Annotated in this window: 16 protein-coding genes and 1 pseudogene; 4 read left to right on the forward strand and 13 right to left on the reverse strand. The window is 66.8% G+C overall.

From position 1 onward, the window contains the following. Window positions 1–1,363 (reverse strand): hypothetical protein (locus WB785_RS13620; protein ID WP_424079868.1); only part of this gene is annotated, 1,363 nt, incomplete at its 3' end. A 367-nt stretch (window positions 1,364–1,730) separates the two neighbouring features. Here WB785_RS13620 and WB785_RS13625 point away from each other — a divergent pair. Beyond that, on the forward strand, window positions 1,731–3,188 hold the full coding sequence (locus tag WB785_RS13625) for a hypothetical protein (RefSeq protein ID WP_424079880.1): 1,458 nt from the start codon (window positions 1,731–1,733) through the stop codon (window positions 3,186–3,188). On the opposite strand, the gene WB785_RS13630 is transcribed toward WB785_RS13625, so the two are convergent. Both WB785_RS13630 and WB785_RS13635 read right to left on the reverse strand, forming a co-directional pair. Further along, a complete protein-coding gene (locus WB785_RS13630) occupies window positions 3,185–4,219 on the reverse strand; it encodes an NAD-dependent epimerase/dehydratase family protein (RefSeq protein ID WP_424079869.1) in 1,035 nt (344 codons plus the stop codon). The two genes, WB785_RS13625 and WB785_RS13630, sit on opposite strands and share 4 nt — an antisense overlap. Next, a complete protein-coding gene (locus tag WB785_RS13635) occupies window positions 4,216–4,992 on the reverse strand; it encodes an S-methyl-5'-thioadenosine phosphorylase (RefSeq protein WP_424079881.1) in 777 nt (258 codons plus the stop codon). The genes WB785_RS13630 and WB785_RS13635 overlap by 4 nt, the downstream gene beginning before the upstream one ends. A gap of 38 nt (window positions 4,993–5,030) precedes the next feature. On the opposite strand from WB785_RS13635, the gene WB785_RS13640 reads away from it, so the two are divergent. After that, entirely contained in the window at window positions 5,031–5,903 is an 873-nt protein-coding gene (locus tag WB785_RS13640; RefSeq protein WP_424079870.1) for a 1,4-dihydroxy-2-naphthoate polyprenyltransferase, read from the forward strand. 37 nt (window positions 5,904–5,940) lie between these two features. Here WB785_RS13640 and WB785_RS13645 read toward each other — a convergent pair whose 3' ends face one another. Then, complete coding sequence (locus WB785_RS13645; protein ID WP_424079871.1) at window positions 5,941–6,261, reverse strand: DUF4229 domain-containing protein; 321 nt, start codon at window positions 6,259–6,261, stop codon at window positions 5,941–5,943. A gap of 47 nt (window positions 6,262–6,308) precedes the next feature. Here WB785_RS13645 and WB785_RS13650 point away from each other — a divergent pair, with 47 nt between their 5' ends. Further along, window positions 6,309–6,470, forward strand: coding sequence for a hypothetical protein (locus WB785_RS13650; protein WP_424079872.1), 162 nt, complete (start codon window positions 6,309–6,311; stop codon window positions 6,468–6,470). Here the strand turns inward: WB785_RS13650 and WB785_RS13655 are convergent. The 8 genes from WB785_RS13655 to WB785_RS13690 all read right to left on the reverse strand — a co-directional run bounded on the left by WB785_RS13655 (window position 6,467) and on the right by WB785_RS13690 (window position 14,154). Next, window positions 6,467–7,681: a MinD/ParA family ATP-binding protein gene (locus WB785_RS13655; protein WP_424079882.1), complete on the reverse strand. Its 1,215-nt coding sequence runs from the start codon at window positions 7,679–7,681 to the stop codon at window positions 6,467–6,469. The genes WB785_RS13650 and WB785_RS13655 overlap by 4 nt on opposite strands. A 150-nt stretch (window positions 7,682–7,831) precedes the next feature. Further along, window positions 7,832–8,806: a c-type cytochrome biogenesis protein CcsB gene (ccsB, locus tag WB785_RS13660; protein WP_424079873.1), complete on the reverse strand. Its 975-nt coding sequence runs from the start codon at window positions 8,804–8,806 to the stop codon at window positions 7,832–7,834. Further along, window positions 8,803–10,350 carry a cytochrome c biogenesis protein ResB gene (gene resB, locus WB785_RS13665; protein ID WP_424079883.1) on the reverse strand — a complete coding sequence of 516 codons (1,548 nt, stop codon included), beginning with the start codon at window positions 10,348–10,350 and terminating at the stop codon, window positions 8,803–8,805. The genes ccsB and resB overlap by 4 nt, the downstream gene beginning before the upstream one ends. 47 nt (window positions 10,351–10,397) lie before the next feature. Beyond that, the gene (locus WB785_RS13670) at window positions 10,398–11,162 is read right to left on the reverse strand and encodes a cytochrome c biogenesis CcdA family protein (protein ID WP_424079874.1); all 765 of its coding nucleotides are present in this window, start codon (window positions 11,160–11,162) and stop codon (window positions 10,398–10,400) included. Beyond that, window positions 11,159–11,761, reverse strand: a complete 603-nt coding sequence (locus WB785_RS13675; protein ID WP_424079875.1) for a TlpA disulfide reductase family protein — start codon at window positions 11,759–11,761, stop codon at window positions 11,159–11,161. The genes WB785_RS13670 and WB785_RS13675 overlap by 4 nt, the downstream gene beginning before the upstream one ends. Continuing rightward, on the reverse strand, window positions 11,758–12,366 hold the full coding sequence (locus tag WB785_RS13680; RefSeq protein WP_424079876.1) for a histidine phosphatase family protein: 609 nt from the start codon (window positions 12,364–12,366) through the stop codon (window positions 11,758–11,760). Before WB785_RS13680 ends, WB785_RS13675 begins: the two co-directional genes overlap by 4 nt. Then, window positions 12,366–13,661 (reverse strand): glutamate-1-semialdehyde 2,1-aminomutase, encoded by a 1,296-nt coding sequence (gene hemL / locus WB785_RS13685; RefSeq protein ID WP_424079877.1) that lies wholly within the window; start codon window positions 13,659–13,661, stop codon window positions 12,366–12,368. The genes WB785_RS13680 and hemL overlap by 1 nt, the downstream gene beginning before the upstream one ends. Before the next feature lie 64 nt (window positions 13,662–13,725). After that, window positions 13,726–14,154: a hypothetical protein gene (locus WB785_RS13690; protein WP_424079878.1), complete on the reverse strand. Its 429-nt coding sequence runs from the start codon at window positions 14,152–14,154 to the stop codon at window positions 13,726–13,728. A 244-nt stretch (window positions 14,155–14,398) separates the two neighbouring features. Here WB785_RS13690 and WB785_RS13695 point away from each other — a divergent pair. Beyond that, window positions 14,399–14,548: pseudogene (locus WB785_RS13695) on the forward strand (EstA family serine hydrolase); the annotation flags it as partial. Window positions 14,549–14,568: 20 nt separating this feature from the next. On the opposite strand, the gene WB785_RS13700 reads toward WB785_RS13695, so the two are convergent. Further along, window positions 14,569–15,693, reverse strand: coding sequence for a histidine phosphatase family protein (locus WB785_RS13700; RefSeq protein WP_424079879.1), 1,125 nt, complete (start codon window positions 15,691–15,693; stop codon window positions 14,569–14,571). Between the last annotated feature and the right edge of the window lie 121 nt (window positions 15,694–15,814).

The raw sequence follows: 15,814 nt of genomic DNA on the forward strand, positions 1-15,814 counted from the left end.
AACCAGTCGTGGAACCTGTCGTCGAACCCGTCGTGGAACCAGTTGTTGAGCCCGTCGTCGAACCCGTCGTGGAACCGGTCGTTCCGGTCGTCGAGCCCGTCGTGCCAGTCGTCGAGCCGGTCGTGCCAGTTGTTCCCGTCGTCGAGCCGGTCGTGCCAGTCGTTCCCGTCGTCGAACCGGTCGTGCCAGTCGTTCCCGTCGTTGCACCCGTCGTGGTACCGGTCGTGTTGGGGAACGGTATCGGGATTGGAATCGGGATCGGGATCGGCACCACGTTGGGCGGATTCGCGGGAGGCGGAACGTCAGGGGCTGGAGGCACAGCCGGGGCCGGTGCGATTGCCGGACCAGGACTGGAGAGTTCCGGAACGCCGCTGCCCGGCGGTAGCACTGCGGCAGGGATAGCGGCAGGGTTCGCGGCGGGCGCCGGCGGTAACGGTGCCTGCTGCTGAGTTGGCAACGGCGGCATGAACTTTCCCGGCGCAACATTCGGGTGCCCCTGCACCGGTTTGGTACTCGCGGTCGGGCGAATGGTGACGGCCACCGCGACAGCAAGCACAGCGAAACCGATGATGGCGAAAGCGACAACGGCGTTGCTGATGAGCAACGACCGGGTGGTGAGCCGCGAATCGGCATCGTCGGTGTACTCCTCTTCGGGCTCGCCCGCCGCGTCCATTGGCAGCAGGTCAGCCTCGTCAGACATCGAGTAGGCGAACTGCTCCTGCTGCTCGCTCATCTGCGTCATCGCCGCGGCAGGCGGAATCGCTCCGGTCTCGCTGGCGAGCATGACTGCCTGGGTCATGCCCGTCGGCTCCACGGCCAGCGCCGCGCCACGCGCGATCGCGAACGCATCCGGAACCTGCACCGGCATGGTTGATGTCGCGCGCAGCTGATTGGCGACGGTGTTGAGCTCGGGCGATGTGCCGATCACAAAGACGTCGCCCGCAGCGCCGCCTTCGGCGCCAAGCCGGTTCATCAGTGTGTCGAGTGCAGCGGTAGCGTCCGAGCCTTCGATCGGCTGGGCGGCCAGAACGGTCGGCGGTGCTTCGTCGGCCCCCACCATCGACAATGTCGCCGTCTGGTCGCCGACCATCAGCACGGCCGTACCCTGCTCCCCGGCGCTGTGAGATGTGTTGCGCACCAACGCCGTTGCCGCCTCAGACTCCGATACCACCGCGACGTCCTCGAGACCGGCGTCGATCAACAGTCGGCGCAGCTCATCTGCGAGCTGCTGATCCGACCAGCACACCCCGGTGGCGACGAGCCGGTGGTTTTCATCGGTGAGTAGCCGATGGGTGCCCACCACTGTGTCGGCCAATTTCTCAATCGGGTGCGCCGTTACGTCGACCGTCGACTGATCGATCACGTCGGGCCCGGTAGGGGTCGACCCAACAAGGGCTAAGCGTGCGATCGGACCCGTGACCGCTACCCCAAGAACTGCGTCCACGACACGGCCTCTCCTGCAGTATTGCCTTAGCAGCATTACACCTCGAAGGGCCGCAGCATAAGCCATTCGACCGATAACCTCGACAACTAGGCAAACCGGCAGCGCGATGGCGCAGCTGGGTGTTGACTGGGCACAGTATCGAACGAGCGCCGACGAGTAACTGCAACGATCCCAGGGGAAGCCGGTGAGCGAAACCGCCAACCACCCGCCAACCGGACCGATTGGCCGACCGCCTCAAAGTGCGCCTACCCAAGCTCAACCGGCGTCTGCGCACGACGCCCTACCCGTGCCCTACCACAACCCGGCGCGACGATGGAACATCGCCAGGGACGTCACGGGCGTGGTCCTGCTTTTGCTCGCACTGGTTTTCCCATGGAATCTGTACTTCGGGATGGGGATCCCCGACAGCAGGACATCAATTCTCGGGGTGCTGCTTGTCGTGACAGCGCTTTCTCTGGTGTCGGTCGCCGCGACGTATGTCGCACGCGCCAATGCCGTCCTGGCCGGCCGGCTTCGTCTGAGCCTCAATACCCCCTACCTGCTGCTGGTGCTCGCCTTCGTGGTGTTCGACGCGGTGCAGACGGTCCGATACGGCGGCAGCATCAGAGTGCCGGGCGGGCTCGGCCCGGGCGCATGGCTCGGGGTTGGCGGCGCACTGCTGTGCGCGCAGCCGGTGCTCACCGAACTAGCCCCAGATGACGGCAGGTTCGCCAGATGGCTAGTGGCGTCCCGCGTCGTGGGCTACGCGTCGATCGTTGCCGCGGTGTTGAGTTTTGTGTTCATCCTGTACTGGCGGATCCGATATGCGCTGCCAGGTCAGGCCGGTACGTCCGGATTCGGCAAACAGAATGTCGCGGTCATCGTCACCGCGGTGATCTACGGTGTGGTGGCACTAGTCGCCCTCATCTTCGCGTCAAGCTGGATTGTTCAGGACGCCAAGCCGTCCCGGCTGGCGACCGTGGCACTGGGGGCGTCGACACTTGTCGCCGGGCTACTCGTCTGGATCCTTCCCATCGGACGCGAGATCGACGGATTCCACGGGATAGCGCAGAACACGTCGACGGCGGGCGTTGGCTTCGAGGGCTACGCGGCGTGGGCCGCAGCCGCGGCGATTCTTGCACCACTGGCCCTGCTGCAGGCCGGGCGGGCACGGCCGATCGATGAGGGCCTGTGGCGAGAGGCAGCGCGAAAAGGGTTGCTGCTCATCTTCGTATGGTGCGCAGGGTCGGTGGTGATGCGAATTACCGACCTTCTCGTCGCGGTGAACTTGCACTACCCCTACTCGCGCTACGACAGCATGGCGCTGGCCGCATTCGATCTGCTCACCGCCGTTATCGCGGGTTGGCTCCGGGTCAACTTGGCCAACCTTTCCCTGTCGGTCAGATTGGTGTCGTCGATGTGTGGGCTGCTGGTCGGGCTCGCGGTCGCGCGAATCGTGGTGGGTGTCGTGTTGGCTCCGCGGTTCGCAGCACCCAAGCGCCCGCCCGGGATGAATAGCGCGGTCTACGGAAACAATCTCGCCCAGCAGATCACCAGCACGTTCGACGTGGTGCTGTGCGGGATCGCCTTGGGTGTCCTGGCCGCGGCCCTGGTGGTGGGTCGGCGCCGCCGCCGCATGGTGCAACCTCCCCCGCACGCTCAGGCTCTCCCACCGGCGGGGGGAACCCGGCGGCCGCGAATCCATCGCTCGCAGGGCGCAGCTACCGACCGACCCAAGATCTTTCGGGCGTCGGACGGGCGCTAGCCGCGCAACGGGGCGAACGCGAAGTCGCGCAAACCTTTCCGCGGATCGACGGCCGCCCGGAAACCAAACACGTCGGCGGCGCGGGCCGGATCGGCGACGATGTGTCGCACGTCGCCGCTCCGATACTGCCCGGTGACCGTCGGCGACTGGGCGGAATCCCGCGCTTCGCACAGCAACGTCGCCACCTCCATGATGGAAATCGGCTGCCCGGAACAGACATTCGCGGCGGTGAACGAGTCGCGGTCAGCCGCCACCGCAGCCACGTTGGCGGCGGCCACGTCGTCAACGTGAACAAAGTCCCGCATCTGGCCACCGTCTTCGAAAACTTGTGGCGACTCGCATCTTTCGAGTGCTGAGCGGAAGATCGCGGCGACGCCGGAATACGGCGTATCGCGTGGCATATCGGGGCCGTAGACGTTGTGGTAGCGCAGCGCCACCACCGATCCGCCCGTCGACTCCGACCAGGCCAGCGCGTAATGCTCCTGCGCCGTCTTGCTGGCCGCATACAGGCTGCGCGGCCGCAGCGGCGCGTCCTCGTCGACTAGCTGCCAGGCCAATTCCTCGCCACCGATCGGGCAGCGGTGCTCGAAAACACCGGCATCCAGGTCCCTCGGCCGCCGCGGTAGCGGGTCGACCAGCCCGTGCTCGGCGCAGCGGTAGCGGCCCTGCCCGTAGACCACCATCGACGACGCCAGCACCAGTCGCGCCACCCCGGCGCGAAACATCTGCGCCAGCAGCACGGCAGTCCCAAAGTCGTTGTGGCTGCCGTAATCCGGCGCGTCGGCAGCATTCACGCCGGCCCCGACTACCGCGGCCTGATGGCACACCAGGTCGACACCGTCGAGCAGCGGAGCCAGCGCGTCGGCGTCACGGATGTCGACGCGTCGGCAATCGGGTGGCAGCACTGCATTGCCTCCGTGCGCCGCGGGGAGCATGGCATCCACGGCGACCACGTCGTGGCCTGCGGCCCGCAGCGCCGTATCCACTCGCGACCCGATGAAACCGGCAGCGCCGGTCAGCAGCACCCTCACGGCTGGTCGAACGGCAACTCGGTACCGGTATGCGACTGACACTCGGTGCAGCTGCGTTCGGCGGCGACCTGACCGATCGCCTCGGCGACAAGTTTTTTGAACGGCTCGATGTTCTTCTCGAATTCGCCGATGACGTCGACGACCTTGACCCCGGCGCCGGCGTCAATGCCGGCATCCAAGTCTGTCACCAAAGCGATTGTCGCATAGCATATTTCGAGTTCACGCGCGAGCACCGCCTCCGGGTAACCGGTCATGTTGATCAGGGTGAAGCCCCCGGCGGCGAACCACTGGCTTTCCGCGCGGGTGGAAAACCGGGGACCCTCGATGACCACCATTGTTCCGCCGTCGACCACGCCGGGCAGCCCGGTGATCGCGGACCGCAATGTCGGGCAGTAGGGATCGGCGAAGGACACGTGCGCCGCACCGGAATCGAAGTACGTGTCGGCGCGGCGACGGGTACGGTCCACCAACTGATCGGGTACCACGATCGCCCCCGGCTCCAGATCCGGCGTCAGGCTGCCGACCGCGCACGGAGCGAAGACCTGCCGCACCCCCAGCGAGCGCAGCGCCCACATGTTGGCCCGATACGGCACCTTGTGCGCCGGATACTCGTGGTTGGCGCCGTGGCGGGGCAGGAACGCGACCTCGTGCTGGCCGACCGTGCCGATCGTGACAGGGGCACTCGGCTCGCCGTACGGGGTGTCCAGATTGACGCTGCGTGCATCTGAGTCGAAGAACGTGTAGAAGCCGCTGCCGCCGATTACTCCGAGCATGTCGCCATTGTCGTGCACGGGCATGGAACGATCGACGGGTGGCCAGTTTTGCGCAGTGGATCGCGGGCGCGCGACCGCGGACACTTCCCAACGCCGTCGCACCGGTGATCGCGGGCACCGGCGCCGCCGCCTGGCTGCACGACGCCAGCTGGTGGAAGGCGCTGCTCGCACTGACCGTCGCCCTGGCACTGATCATCGGGGTCAATTTCGCCAACGACTACTCCGACGGCATCCGCGGCACCGACGACGTCCGCGCCGGCCCATTGCGCCTGGTCGGCTCGCGGCTGGCCACTCCCCGATCGGTGCTGGCAGTGGCCGTCGCCAGCATGAGCGTCGGCGCGGCGGCCGGGTTGGCGCTGGCGGTCACCAGCGCGCCGTGGCTGATTCTCGTCGGCGCCTTCTGCATCGCCGGCGCCTGGTTGTACACCGGCGGCTCAAAACCCTACGGCTATGCGGGTTTTGGCGAACTGGCGGTATTCGTGTTCTTCGGGCTGGTCGCCGTGCTTGGCACCCAGTACACCCAGGCGTTGCGGGTCGACTGGGTGGGCGTGGTGCTGGCGGTGACGACGGGAGCGCTGTCGTCGGCGGTGTTGGTGGCCAACAACCTGCGGGATATCCCGACCGACGGGCAATCCGGCAAGCTCACGTTGGCGGTACGCCTGGGCGACACCGGGACTCGCAGGCTCTACCAGGGACTGCTGGCGCTCGCCGGCGTGCTGACCCTAACCCTGATAGCCGCCACGCCGTGGTGTGCGGTCGGGCTGGTCGCCACGCCGTTGGCGCTGCGGGCGGCCGGCCCGGTGCGATCCGGTCGCATCGGAGCCGAGCTGATTCCGGTGCTGCGCGACACCGGCCTGGCGATGCTGGTGTGGTCGATCGCGGTCGCGGCCGCGTTGACGCTGGCGCACTGAGGCGCCATCGGCTGTGCGCTCAGTGCTTCGAGTGCTTTCAGTCGGAGGTGTCGTCGGGCGGTGCCTCGCCGCGCAACCTGGCCCGAAGCTGTTCGCGATCACGACGCCGACGTTCGGTGGCCACGTCGAGTCCGGCGCTGGCGCGGCGTCGCAGCGGGCCGAACAACCAGATGCCCAACGGCATCGCAATGACGAGCGCGAACAACGCGGCGACGGCTAGCGGGAACTCGTGCACGCCAAGCAGTCGGCCCGCTGCATAGATCACCACGGCAACTACCACCACAAGCGCCAGCCGAGCGACGACGTACAGCAGGACGCTGACGGCCGCGCGGCCAACGGAGCTCTCGGCCTTTGACACAATGCGAGCCTAAGACGCCGCGTATATTCACACCAAGGAGGTGTTTCGTGCTGTACCTGCTCCTCGTCCTCGTTCTGGGGACGCTGATCTACGTCGGTTGGCGTACGGCCCGTTCACAGGTCAACCGTCCGAAGACGCGCGTCATCGGGCCCGACGACGATCCGGAGTTCTTGTGGCGGCTAGGCCACGGCGATAACAACCCGCGTTAGATGAAGTGCTCGTTGGATCGGCGCTGATCGTTCGGAAAACCGTCGGCGACAACGGCTGCCAATTCGATGAGCGCTTCGCGCGTTTCCCGCTTCAGCCGGTCCAGGCTGATCTCCGCGCCCTCCTCGAGATGCGGATCGAACGGCACCAAGCGCACCGCGCGGCACCGCCGCGAGAAGTGATCAACCACCTTCTGCATATCGACCTTGCCTGACCGCGGCCGCACTGCGTTGATGACCGCGATTGAATTGCGGACCAGATCCTCGTGGCCGTGCGCGTCGAGCCAGTCGAGCGTCGCTGAGGCGCTGCGTGCTCCATCGATCGATCCCGAGCTCACCACGATCAGGGCGTCGGTCTTCTCCAGCACCGACGTCATCGCCGAATGCAAGAGTCCGGTTCCGCAGTCGGTGAGCACCAGGCCGTAGAACCGCTCCAGGATTTCCAGCGTCTGCGAGTAGTCGTCCGCGCTGAACGCCTCGGACATGGCCGGATCGCTTTCCGAGGCGAGCACCTCCAGCCGGCTCGGGCCCTGCGAGGTGTAGCTGCGAACATCGCTGTAGCGCTGGATGCCCTCGGCGTCGCGCAACAGGTGGCGCACGGTGGCCGGCGTCTCCAACGGCACCTTTTGGCTCAGCGTGCCGCGATCGGGGTTGGCGTCCACGGCCACCACCCGGTCTCCGCGAATCGATGCGAAAGTCGCCCCCAACGTGGCGGTGATGGTGGTTTTACCGACGCCCCCCTTCAGCGACAGCATCGCGATCCGATAGCAACCCCGCAGCGGCGCATTGACCTGCACGGTCAGGTCGTTGTACCTCAAAGTCCGTGGGCTTTCGCCGACGTTGATCAGTTGTCCGGACAGGACGTACAGCCACCGACGCCAGCCCTCCGACGGCGCCGGCTTGACTTGGCGCAGCAGCGTGCTGGTGGACAGTTCCGGATACGGCGACGACGGCACATGCTGCTGCCGGTACCCAGCGTCCGTCGACGCGGCGGGTGGGCGGCCCCCGTAGTTGCCGTAGACCCGCCGAGGCGAATCGACGACCCGCGGAAGTCCCTGGTACGGCGTGGCCGCCCAGGCCCGCGGCTCTTCGCGGGTCTCCGGAGGCGGCACACCCCGCGTCGCAGCCTCGCTGAAGCGCCGTTCGGTGCGGAACCCGGCAAACGCCGTGGTGGGCGGCTCGTGTGCCGGCGCTGGTGGCGGCTGCGGCGGCATCTCGGTGGTCGGATTGTCTTCGCGATTACGCGATACCCCCGGGTTCGCGTTCTGCGTGGGATGGTCAGCCACGTGCTCTTTCCCCTTGTTGCAACACTCGGGTCGCTTGTTGACGATCGGTCCTGTTAGGGCGAATCCCCCGATGTCGGCCTATCCCACCCCAGCATAGGAGTGCAAACCAACCGTCACCAGGTTGACGAAGAACAGGTTGAACACCATGGCCACAAAACCGACTACGTTGATCCAGGCCGCTTTCCGGTCTCGCCAGCCGGCCGTCGACCGGGCATGCAGGTAGGCGGCGTAGACCACCCAAGCTATGAACGCCACCGTTTCCTTGGGATCCCAGCCCCAATACCGGCCCCAGGCCTGCTCGGCCCAGATCGCGCCGAAGATCACACCGAAGCCGAACACCGGGAACGCGAAGATCGTGGTCCGGTAGGCGATGCGATCCAGCGTCTGCGCGTCGGGCAACCGCCGCACCATCCGAGCAAACGCGCCGGGCGTCTCTGGTTCGCCCAGCCGAGAGGTCTGCAGCAGAAATAGGATGCTGGCCACGCCCGCTACCAGGAACACCCCCGAGCCCAGGCTGACCACCGATACGTGGATGGGCAGCCAGTAGGACTGCAGCGCGGGCATCACCGGAGCGGCGTTGGTGTAGAGCCAGCGGCCCGACACCGTCAGCAAAATCAGCACCGGCAGCAACAGGAAAACCCACAGCGGACGGTACTGCGGTCGGCGCAACACGATCGCGCCGGCGACCAGGCCGCAAAAGCAGGTCAGGTTGATGAACTCGTACATATTGCCCCACGGCACCCGCACGGTGGCCAGACCGCGCAGCACGATGCAGGCCAACAGCAGGGCGATCCCGGCGTAGACCAGGATCAGCCCGGCCCGGCCGATGCGCTCGTCGAACGGCCGTCGGGGGGTGTCCAACACCACGCCCGGGGTCGCGCTGTCGGCCACCACCGATCCGGCGCTCACCAATTCACGTTCGGCACGCCGGCTGCGGGCATAGGCGAGTTCGACGGCCAGCAGCAACAAGGCCACCACCAGCACCACCACCGCGGAAGTGAACGCCCAATCCGAATTGCGCGCCAGGTCCAGGTTGACGTGCGAGGTGTTCACTGGGTGCTCCTTCCGGTCGCGACCGGCTCGGCCTGCGACGCTGGTAGCCCGTCCTGCAACCGGCCGACGAGCCGCTCAAATTCGTCGCCCCAGCCGGAGTTATCCGTCCGCGCCAGGCCGCCTAGCTCGACGTTCACCGTACCGGCCGGGCCCGAGGTGAGCCGGACCCATACCCGCCGTCGGCGCACCAGCAGCGACACCACCAGCCCGGCCATCATCGTGATCGCGAATACCAGCACCCAGATCTGCCCGGGGTCGTGCGAGACCTGCAGGTTGACGAACGGGACGGCGCCGTCGAAACGAACGACGGTGCCCGCCGCCGGACCCTGATCGAGCCGCACCTGTTCGCCCATCCGCAGGTTGACCCGCTTGGCCCTGGTGAGGCGGTGCTGGTCGACCAGACGAGGGTCCAGGGTGTAGAGCGATTGCGGCCGGCCGGTGTCCAGCCCGGTGTCACCGGAGTAGATGTCGACGGCGACGGCTGGGGCGTTGAGCGCGGGAAAGCTCGACGACAGCAGGGTGCCCTCGAGCTGTTCGGTCGGCGCGAGCAGACCCTGGAGGGCGATCTGGTGTTTGCGACGGTCGGCGGCGTCGGGATAGGCGCCGGCCGGCGGGTCGATCCGCGCCACACCCGAGGACAGCAGCGTGCGGGGGTTGTCGGGTCGCCATTGCATCGTCGAGGTGCGGGTCTGCCCGTCGGGGAAGGTCACCGTGAACGTCGGCGCATAGCCGTGGCCCTGCAGGTAGACCCGGTCGCCACCGACACGCAGCGGGTGGTTGACCTCCAGCCGGTAGCGGCGCCAACTGTTGTTCGCGAGGTCGCGGCCGGACTGGTAGTCGATGTCGGCGGCAAATGAGGTGGCCTGCCCGTTCGCCAGGTAATGCGCGGCAAAGTCGTTGACACGCAAGCAGATTGGATGCAGCGATGTGCCGTCGACGGTGTTGCCGGCGCGAAACGAGTCGAATGCAGCCGGCGACGCCGAGCAGAAACCGGGGCCGCTGTCGGCGATCACGACGACGTTGCCCTCGTAACCGAACAGCTTGCCGACGGCCACCGCCACCAGCAGGCCCACCAACGAGAAATGAAAAACCAAGTTGCCGAATTCGCGAAGGTAGCCCTTCTCGGCGGAGATTTCGATAGCCCCGTCGGCCCTGCGGGTGACCTTGCGCCAGCCCCGCAGCCGGTCGGCCATGGTCGCTGCCAGCTCGTCGGATTGGCCGGCGATGGTGGCGGTGGCGTGTTTGGGCAGCCGGGCCAGGTTGCGCGGCGCCGGCACGGGCTTTGCTCGCAGGCTGCGGGCATGCTCGATGGTCCGCGGGGTCAGGCAGCCCACTAGCGACACGAATAGCAGCGTGTAGATGGCGGTGAACCAGAAGCTGCCGAACACGTTGAACGCCTGCAGCCGATCCAGCCACGGCCCGATCAGCGGGTGGGTCGCCAAGTAGTCGGCGACCTTGCCGGCGTTGAGACTGCGTTGCGGCAGCAGCGCGCCGGGCACCGCACCCAGGGCCAGTAGGAACAGCAGCACCAGCGCGGTGCCCATCGAGGTCAACGCGCGCCACGTGTTGCGGGTAAAGGCCAGCAGCCGGCTCAAATCGGCAACCTCACGTCGGAAACGAACGCGTCGCGCAGCCATGAGATGAAGTCGTTCCATGCGCCGCTGACCAACGCGACACCGACGGCGATCAGCAGCACACCGCCGAAGATCTGCAGCGCCCGGGTGTGCCGGCGCAGCCAGTCCAGCCCGCCGACCGCCGCCGCCGACCCAAAGGCCAACAGCACGAACGGAATACCCAAGCCGAGGCAGTACGCGATGGTCAACACGATCCCGCGTGCCACGCTCGCACCGTCGGTGGCCGACGCGACGGTGATCACCCCGGTCAGCGTCGGCCCCAGACAAGGCGTCCAGCCCAGCGCAAACACCGCGCCCAGCAGCGGCGCCCCGGCCACCGTCGACAACTGCCGCGGCGCGAACCGGATCTGCCGTTGCAGCGCCGGTACGTAGCCCACGAACACCAGGCCCATCAGGATGGTCAGCACCCCGCCAACCCGTTGCAGCACAAGCTGATCGGTGATCAACGTGGTGGTCATGCCCAGCACCGCGACCGTGCCGAGCAGGAATACCACGGTGAAACCGGCGACGAACAACGCCGCCGACCCGGCCACCCGCCACCGCGCGACGGGCGGGGGTTTTGCCGTCTCGTCGACCCCGACCACGGCGGCCAAATACGACAGGTAACCCGGCACCAGCGGCACCACACACGGCGAGGCGAACGACACCAACCCGGCGAGTAGGCACACACCCAGCGCCAGCAATATCGGTCCGGCAGCGGCGATTTCGGTGAAGCCGGTCATCGCTGCCCGGCCGGTTCGGCGGCGATCCGTTGCACCACCGGCTGCAGATCCGCGGCGAGCAGTTCACGCAGGAAGACCGCGGCGACGCGGTGCTGGCGGTCGAGAACCAGGGTGGACGGGATGACGGTGGTGGGGTACTTGCCGCCGAACGCGATCATGGTGCGCATCGCCGGGTCGTAGATCGACGGGAACGTCACATTGCGGTCTTTGACGAAGTCCTGGGCCGCCTGACGGTTGTTGTCGCGCACGTCGATGCCCAGCAGCGTGACGCCGTCGGCCTTGGTGGCGTTGTACACCTGCTGCAGCTGGGTGACCTCGGCCCGGCACGGCCCACACCACTGACCCCACACGTTGATCACGACAACCCGGCCGGCAAACTCGTCGACCGACACCGTGCGCGACGGGTCCATCAGCTCGGGGCCGGCGACCCTTCCGGGTCGTCCGGGGTGATCGGGCGGGTCGTAGTAGATGTCGGTTTTGCCTCCGGGAGAGACGAATTCGAAGGTGCCGCCCTGAGCGACCGCGTCGTCGCCGCTGGAGCAGCCGACCAGCAGGCCGGCCACCGCCGCGACGACGAGCGCCAGCCGCAGCATGCTCATCCGCCCGCAGGCTCGCTGTAGTGCACGTCGACCACCCGGTCGCCGTCGAACACCAACGACGTGATCGACCCCACCGCGCACTGGCGGCGCCGCGGGTCGTGCCAGAGCCGTTTGCCGGTCAGCGCCGATCGCACGGTCCACACCGGCAGCTGGTGGCTGACGCACACCGCCTCGTGGCCGGCGGCCAGCGCGCGGGCCTTGTCCACCGCGGTCGTCATCCGCGCCGCGATCTGCTTGTACGGCTCACCCCAGGACGGGGTGAACGGGTTGCGAAGCTGCCACCAGAACCGCGGGTCTCGCCAGGCCCCGTCGCCAGGACCTAACCGCTTGCCCTCGAAGAAGTTTGACGACTCGATCAAGTCGGGATCGGTGTCCACGGTCAGGTCGTGGCGGGCGGCGATCGGCACGGCCGTCTCTTGCGCTCGCTGCAGCGGGGAGGCGATGACCGCGACGATGTCGCGGTCGGCCAGCGCGCCAGCCACCGCCTCGGCTTGTTGAATCCCCTTGTCGGACAGGCGGAATCCGGGCAGCCGCCCGTATAGCACGCCGTCGGGGTTGTAGACCTCGCCGTGGCGTATCAGGTGGATCCGGGTCTGTTCGGCCATCAGGGTTTGCTCTCCTTGGCTGCAGCGGCGGCCGCGGGCAACACGTCGGCGATTCGGGTGAAGGCAGCATCGTCGAGTGCCGCCGAGACAAACCACGCCTCGAAGGCGCTGCACGGCGGGTAGACACCGCCGTCCAGCAGGGCGTGAAAGAAGGCGGGGAAGCGCCAGGTTTCGCTGGCCCGAGCCGATGCGAAATCGGTGACCGGTGCCTCGCCGAAGAACACGCTGAGCATGTTGCCGCCTCGCGGAATCTGGTGCGGCACACCGGCATTCGTCAACGCGTCAGACAGCAAGCCCGCCAGCCGGTCGGCGTTGGTATCCAGCGCCCGGTAGACGGCGTCGTCGGCGTTGCGCAGCGTGGCCAGCCCGGCGGCCATGGCCACCGGGTTGCCGGACAACGTGCCGGCTTGATACACCGGCCCCAGCGGCGCCAGCCGTTCCATCACCTCGGCGCGCCCGCCGAACGCGGCAGCGGGCAGCCCGCCGCTCATCACCTTGCCGAAGGTGAACAGGTCGGCGTCGACCGGATCGATTCCGTACCAACCGCTTCGGCTGACCCGGAATCCCGTCATCACCTCGTCGATGATCAGCAAGGCACCGTGCGCGGCGGTGATCTCGCGCAGTGCGGCGTTGTAGCCGGGCGCGGGCGGAACGACGCCCATGTTGCCCGGGCTGGCCTCGGTGATCACCGCGGCGATCTGATCACCAAACTCGGCGAAGCTCTGCCGAACAGCAGCAATGTCGTTGTACGGCAACACAATCGTGTCGGCGGCGGTGGCGCCGGTCACGCCGGGCGACGAGGGCAGGCCCAGCGTCGCGACCCCGGAGCCCGCGTCGGCGAGCAACGCGTCGACGTGGCCGTGATAGCAGCCGGAGAACTTGACGATCTTGGCGCGGCCGGTGAACCCGCGGGCCAGTCGCACCGCGCTCATCGTGGCCTCGGTGCCGGAGTTGACCAGCCGAATCCGCTGCACGGGTGGCATGCGGTCAATGATCTCGGCGGCGAGCTCCGTCTCGGCGGGTGTCGGCGCCCCAAACGACAACCCGGTGGCAGCGGCCTTGGCGACGGCGTCCACCACCGACGGGTGTGCGTGGCCCAGGATCATCGGCCCCCACGAGCAGACCAGGTCGACGTAGCGGTTGCCGTCGGCGTCGGTGAGCCAGCAGCCGTGGGCTTCGGTGATGAAGCGCGGGGTGCCGCCGACCGCCTTGAACGCCCGCACCGGTGAGTTCACCCCGCCGGGGATGACCGCGCAGGCGTCGGCGAACAGCTTCGCCGAGACCTCTGTATGCACGTCCACCAGTGTCCCAGCCGCTGCGAGTGGTCCGACTACAGGGTGTAGTTGTCGAGTATCGACCTCAGTCGGGCGCTTGCCGCGCCTCGCACCCGAGCCGCCATTCCTCAGCTTCCATAACGGCAGCCTTGGCGTCGGTCGCCGCCTGCTCGTATGCGCGGCGGTAGAAGTCGGCGACTATTAGCCGCCCCATGCGGGCGCACCACTCGACGACTGACTCGTCGTCGCTGGCTTCACCAAGAGCGAGCACGACCGAACGCAGTCCTTTGAGTTCGGCATGGTCGAGCCGTGCCAGCGGGCCGCACCGTTTGAAGTCGACGATGTCGACTCGTTCGCCGCTTTTCACTGACGCCAGCCGGACTAGCAGGGCGTCGGACACCGACGCAGCCCACTGCGCCAGACCTGCGTGCCGCGACAGCGACAGCTGCTCACAGACGTCGAGCAGCGTTGAGGTGGCCTTTTCGGGCAGATCGTCAACGGGGGGATGGGTCACTTGTTTTTCCTCCTCCTGAAGTATTCGGCGCAGGCCTCGTCTCGGCTTGGCGCGATGTTGATGGCACGCAGCCCATGCCGGATCGGTTCGGAGCGTCGCCGTCAAGCCGGCCGCGGCCTCGCTCGCCGTCATGCGCCGCCAATACTGGGTGCCGCCCGATGGCAACGCGATTAGCATCACCTGCGAGTAGCCCAACAGCGGTTTATGCACGCTGAGCAGCGGGGAGCAAAGTCATGGCTCATAGGGTCCATTCGGATTCGCCGACCCAGATACCGGCACTGGTTTCTCCTACGTGACGAACAAGTCAGGCTTCCATCTAGTCAGTGATCCCAGAGAACTCGCCCTTCGGCAAGCACTGTTCCGCGACGTGATCGGAACTAGGCCACAGAGATAAGGTGCTCGGAGTTGTGGTTGTCAGAACAACGACGCGACGATGTCGCTGAGCGCGGTGGCCGTACCGCCCGCCGCCTGGCCGCCGGCCTCGGTGCCGAGGTTCTGCAGAGCATCGAAGATGTCGTTGAACACCGACTCGGGGAACTGGACTAGCGCCCCACCGACGTCGTGTAAGCCAGTCGCAAGTGCATCCTCGATCGTCGTCGGATCACCGCCCAGGAGGGCCTCGTAGATGTTCCACCCCGCCGTTTGCGGCGCAATGATCAGCTCGCGTAAATCCATCAACAGCTTCGTCAGCAACCCCGGATCCGCCGGGATCGGATCTCCGTTCCAGCTGACCAGCGTCCACCCGTCGGTGGGACTGCCCTCGATCTGAATGATTCCGGTGTTGGGCAGCAGAGGATATCCATCGTTTTCGCCCAATATTGTCTGAATGGTCAGCGGTAACAGGTACGCGATATCGGGATTTTTCACGTTGAGCGTTACCCAGGCGGCGACATCCGCTTCATTGTTGAACGCCACGTCGGTGATCTGGCCGTTGTCGCTAACGACCGGATTGGCCATGGCGGCGTTGTACATCGCGTTGACGGCGTCGGTGAAATTTTCGTTCATCACCACCCCGTTGGGGTCCTCAACGGATCCCGGGATCGGCACCGAAACCAACCCGAACAGCGTCCATAACAGCGGCGTCACCTCGTAGAGGAAACCGCCCGGGCTGCTGAGTGGATCGCCCGCGTAAAGGCCGCTGTCGATCTCGTTGAGCCCCGGCAATATCTGCACCTCGTTCGCCATGTTCTCCAGGCCGGCGAACGGCGCGGCGGTATCCATATCCCTGATGGCCTGCCCGGAGAAGATCCCCGCGACCTGGTCACCGAGCTCATTGTGGAGTTGGTTCGCGACGTCAAGCGCCTGTTGCTGGCCGAGATCACTGAGCGGTGGTCCGGGGTAATCCGGCGACGGGGTGACGACTTCGTTGAACGGCGGCATCCGTTGTCCATGCCGCACGATGTCGATGACGATGTCCTCGGCGTCGCCGGCGGTCAGCTGGATATCGGCTACGTGTACGACGGGTGCGTGCGGCGGGGTGACGGCAATAACGCCGGCGCCGACCAGGGCGACAACTGCGGCGATGTGCCTGAGCTGCATGCTGCCCCTTCCTGCTCAGAACAGCGACGCGACGACGTCGCTACCCGTACCGAGGTTCGTCAACGCGTCGGCGATGCTGTTGAAGACCGACTCGGGGAATTGGGCCAGCGCCGTGTCGACT

Origin of the sequence: Mycobacterium sp. (assembly GCF_049585075.1) — a bacterium.
Lineage (GTDB): Bacteria > Actinomycetota > Actinomycetes > Mycobacteriales > Mycobacteriaceae > Mycobacterium.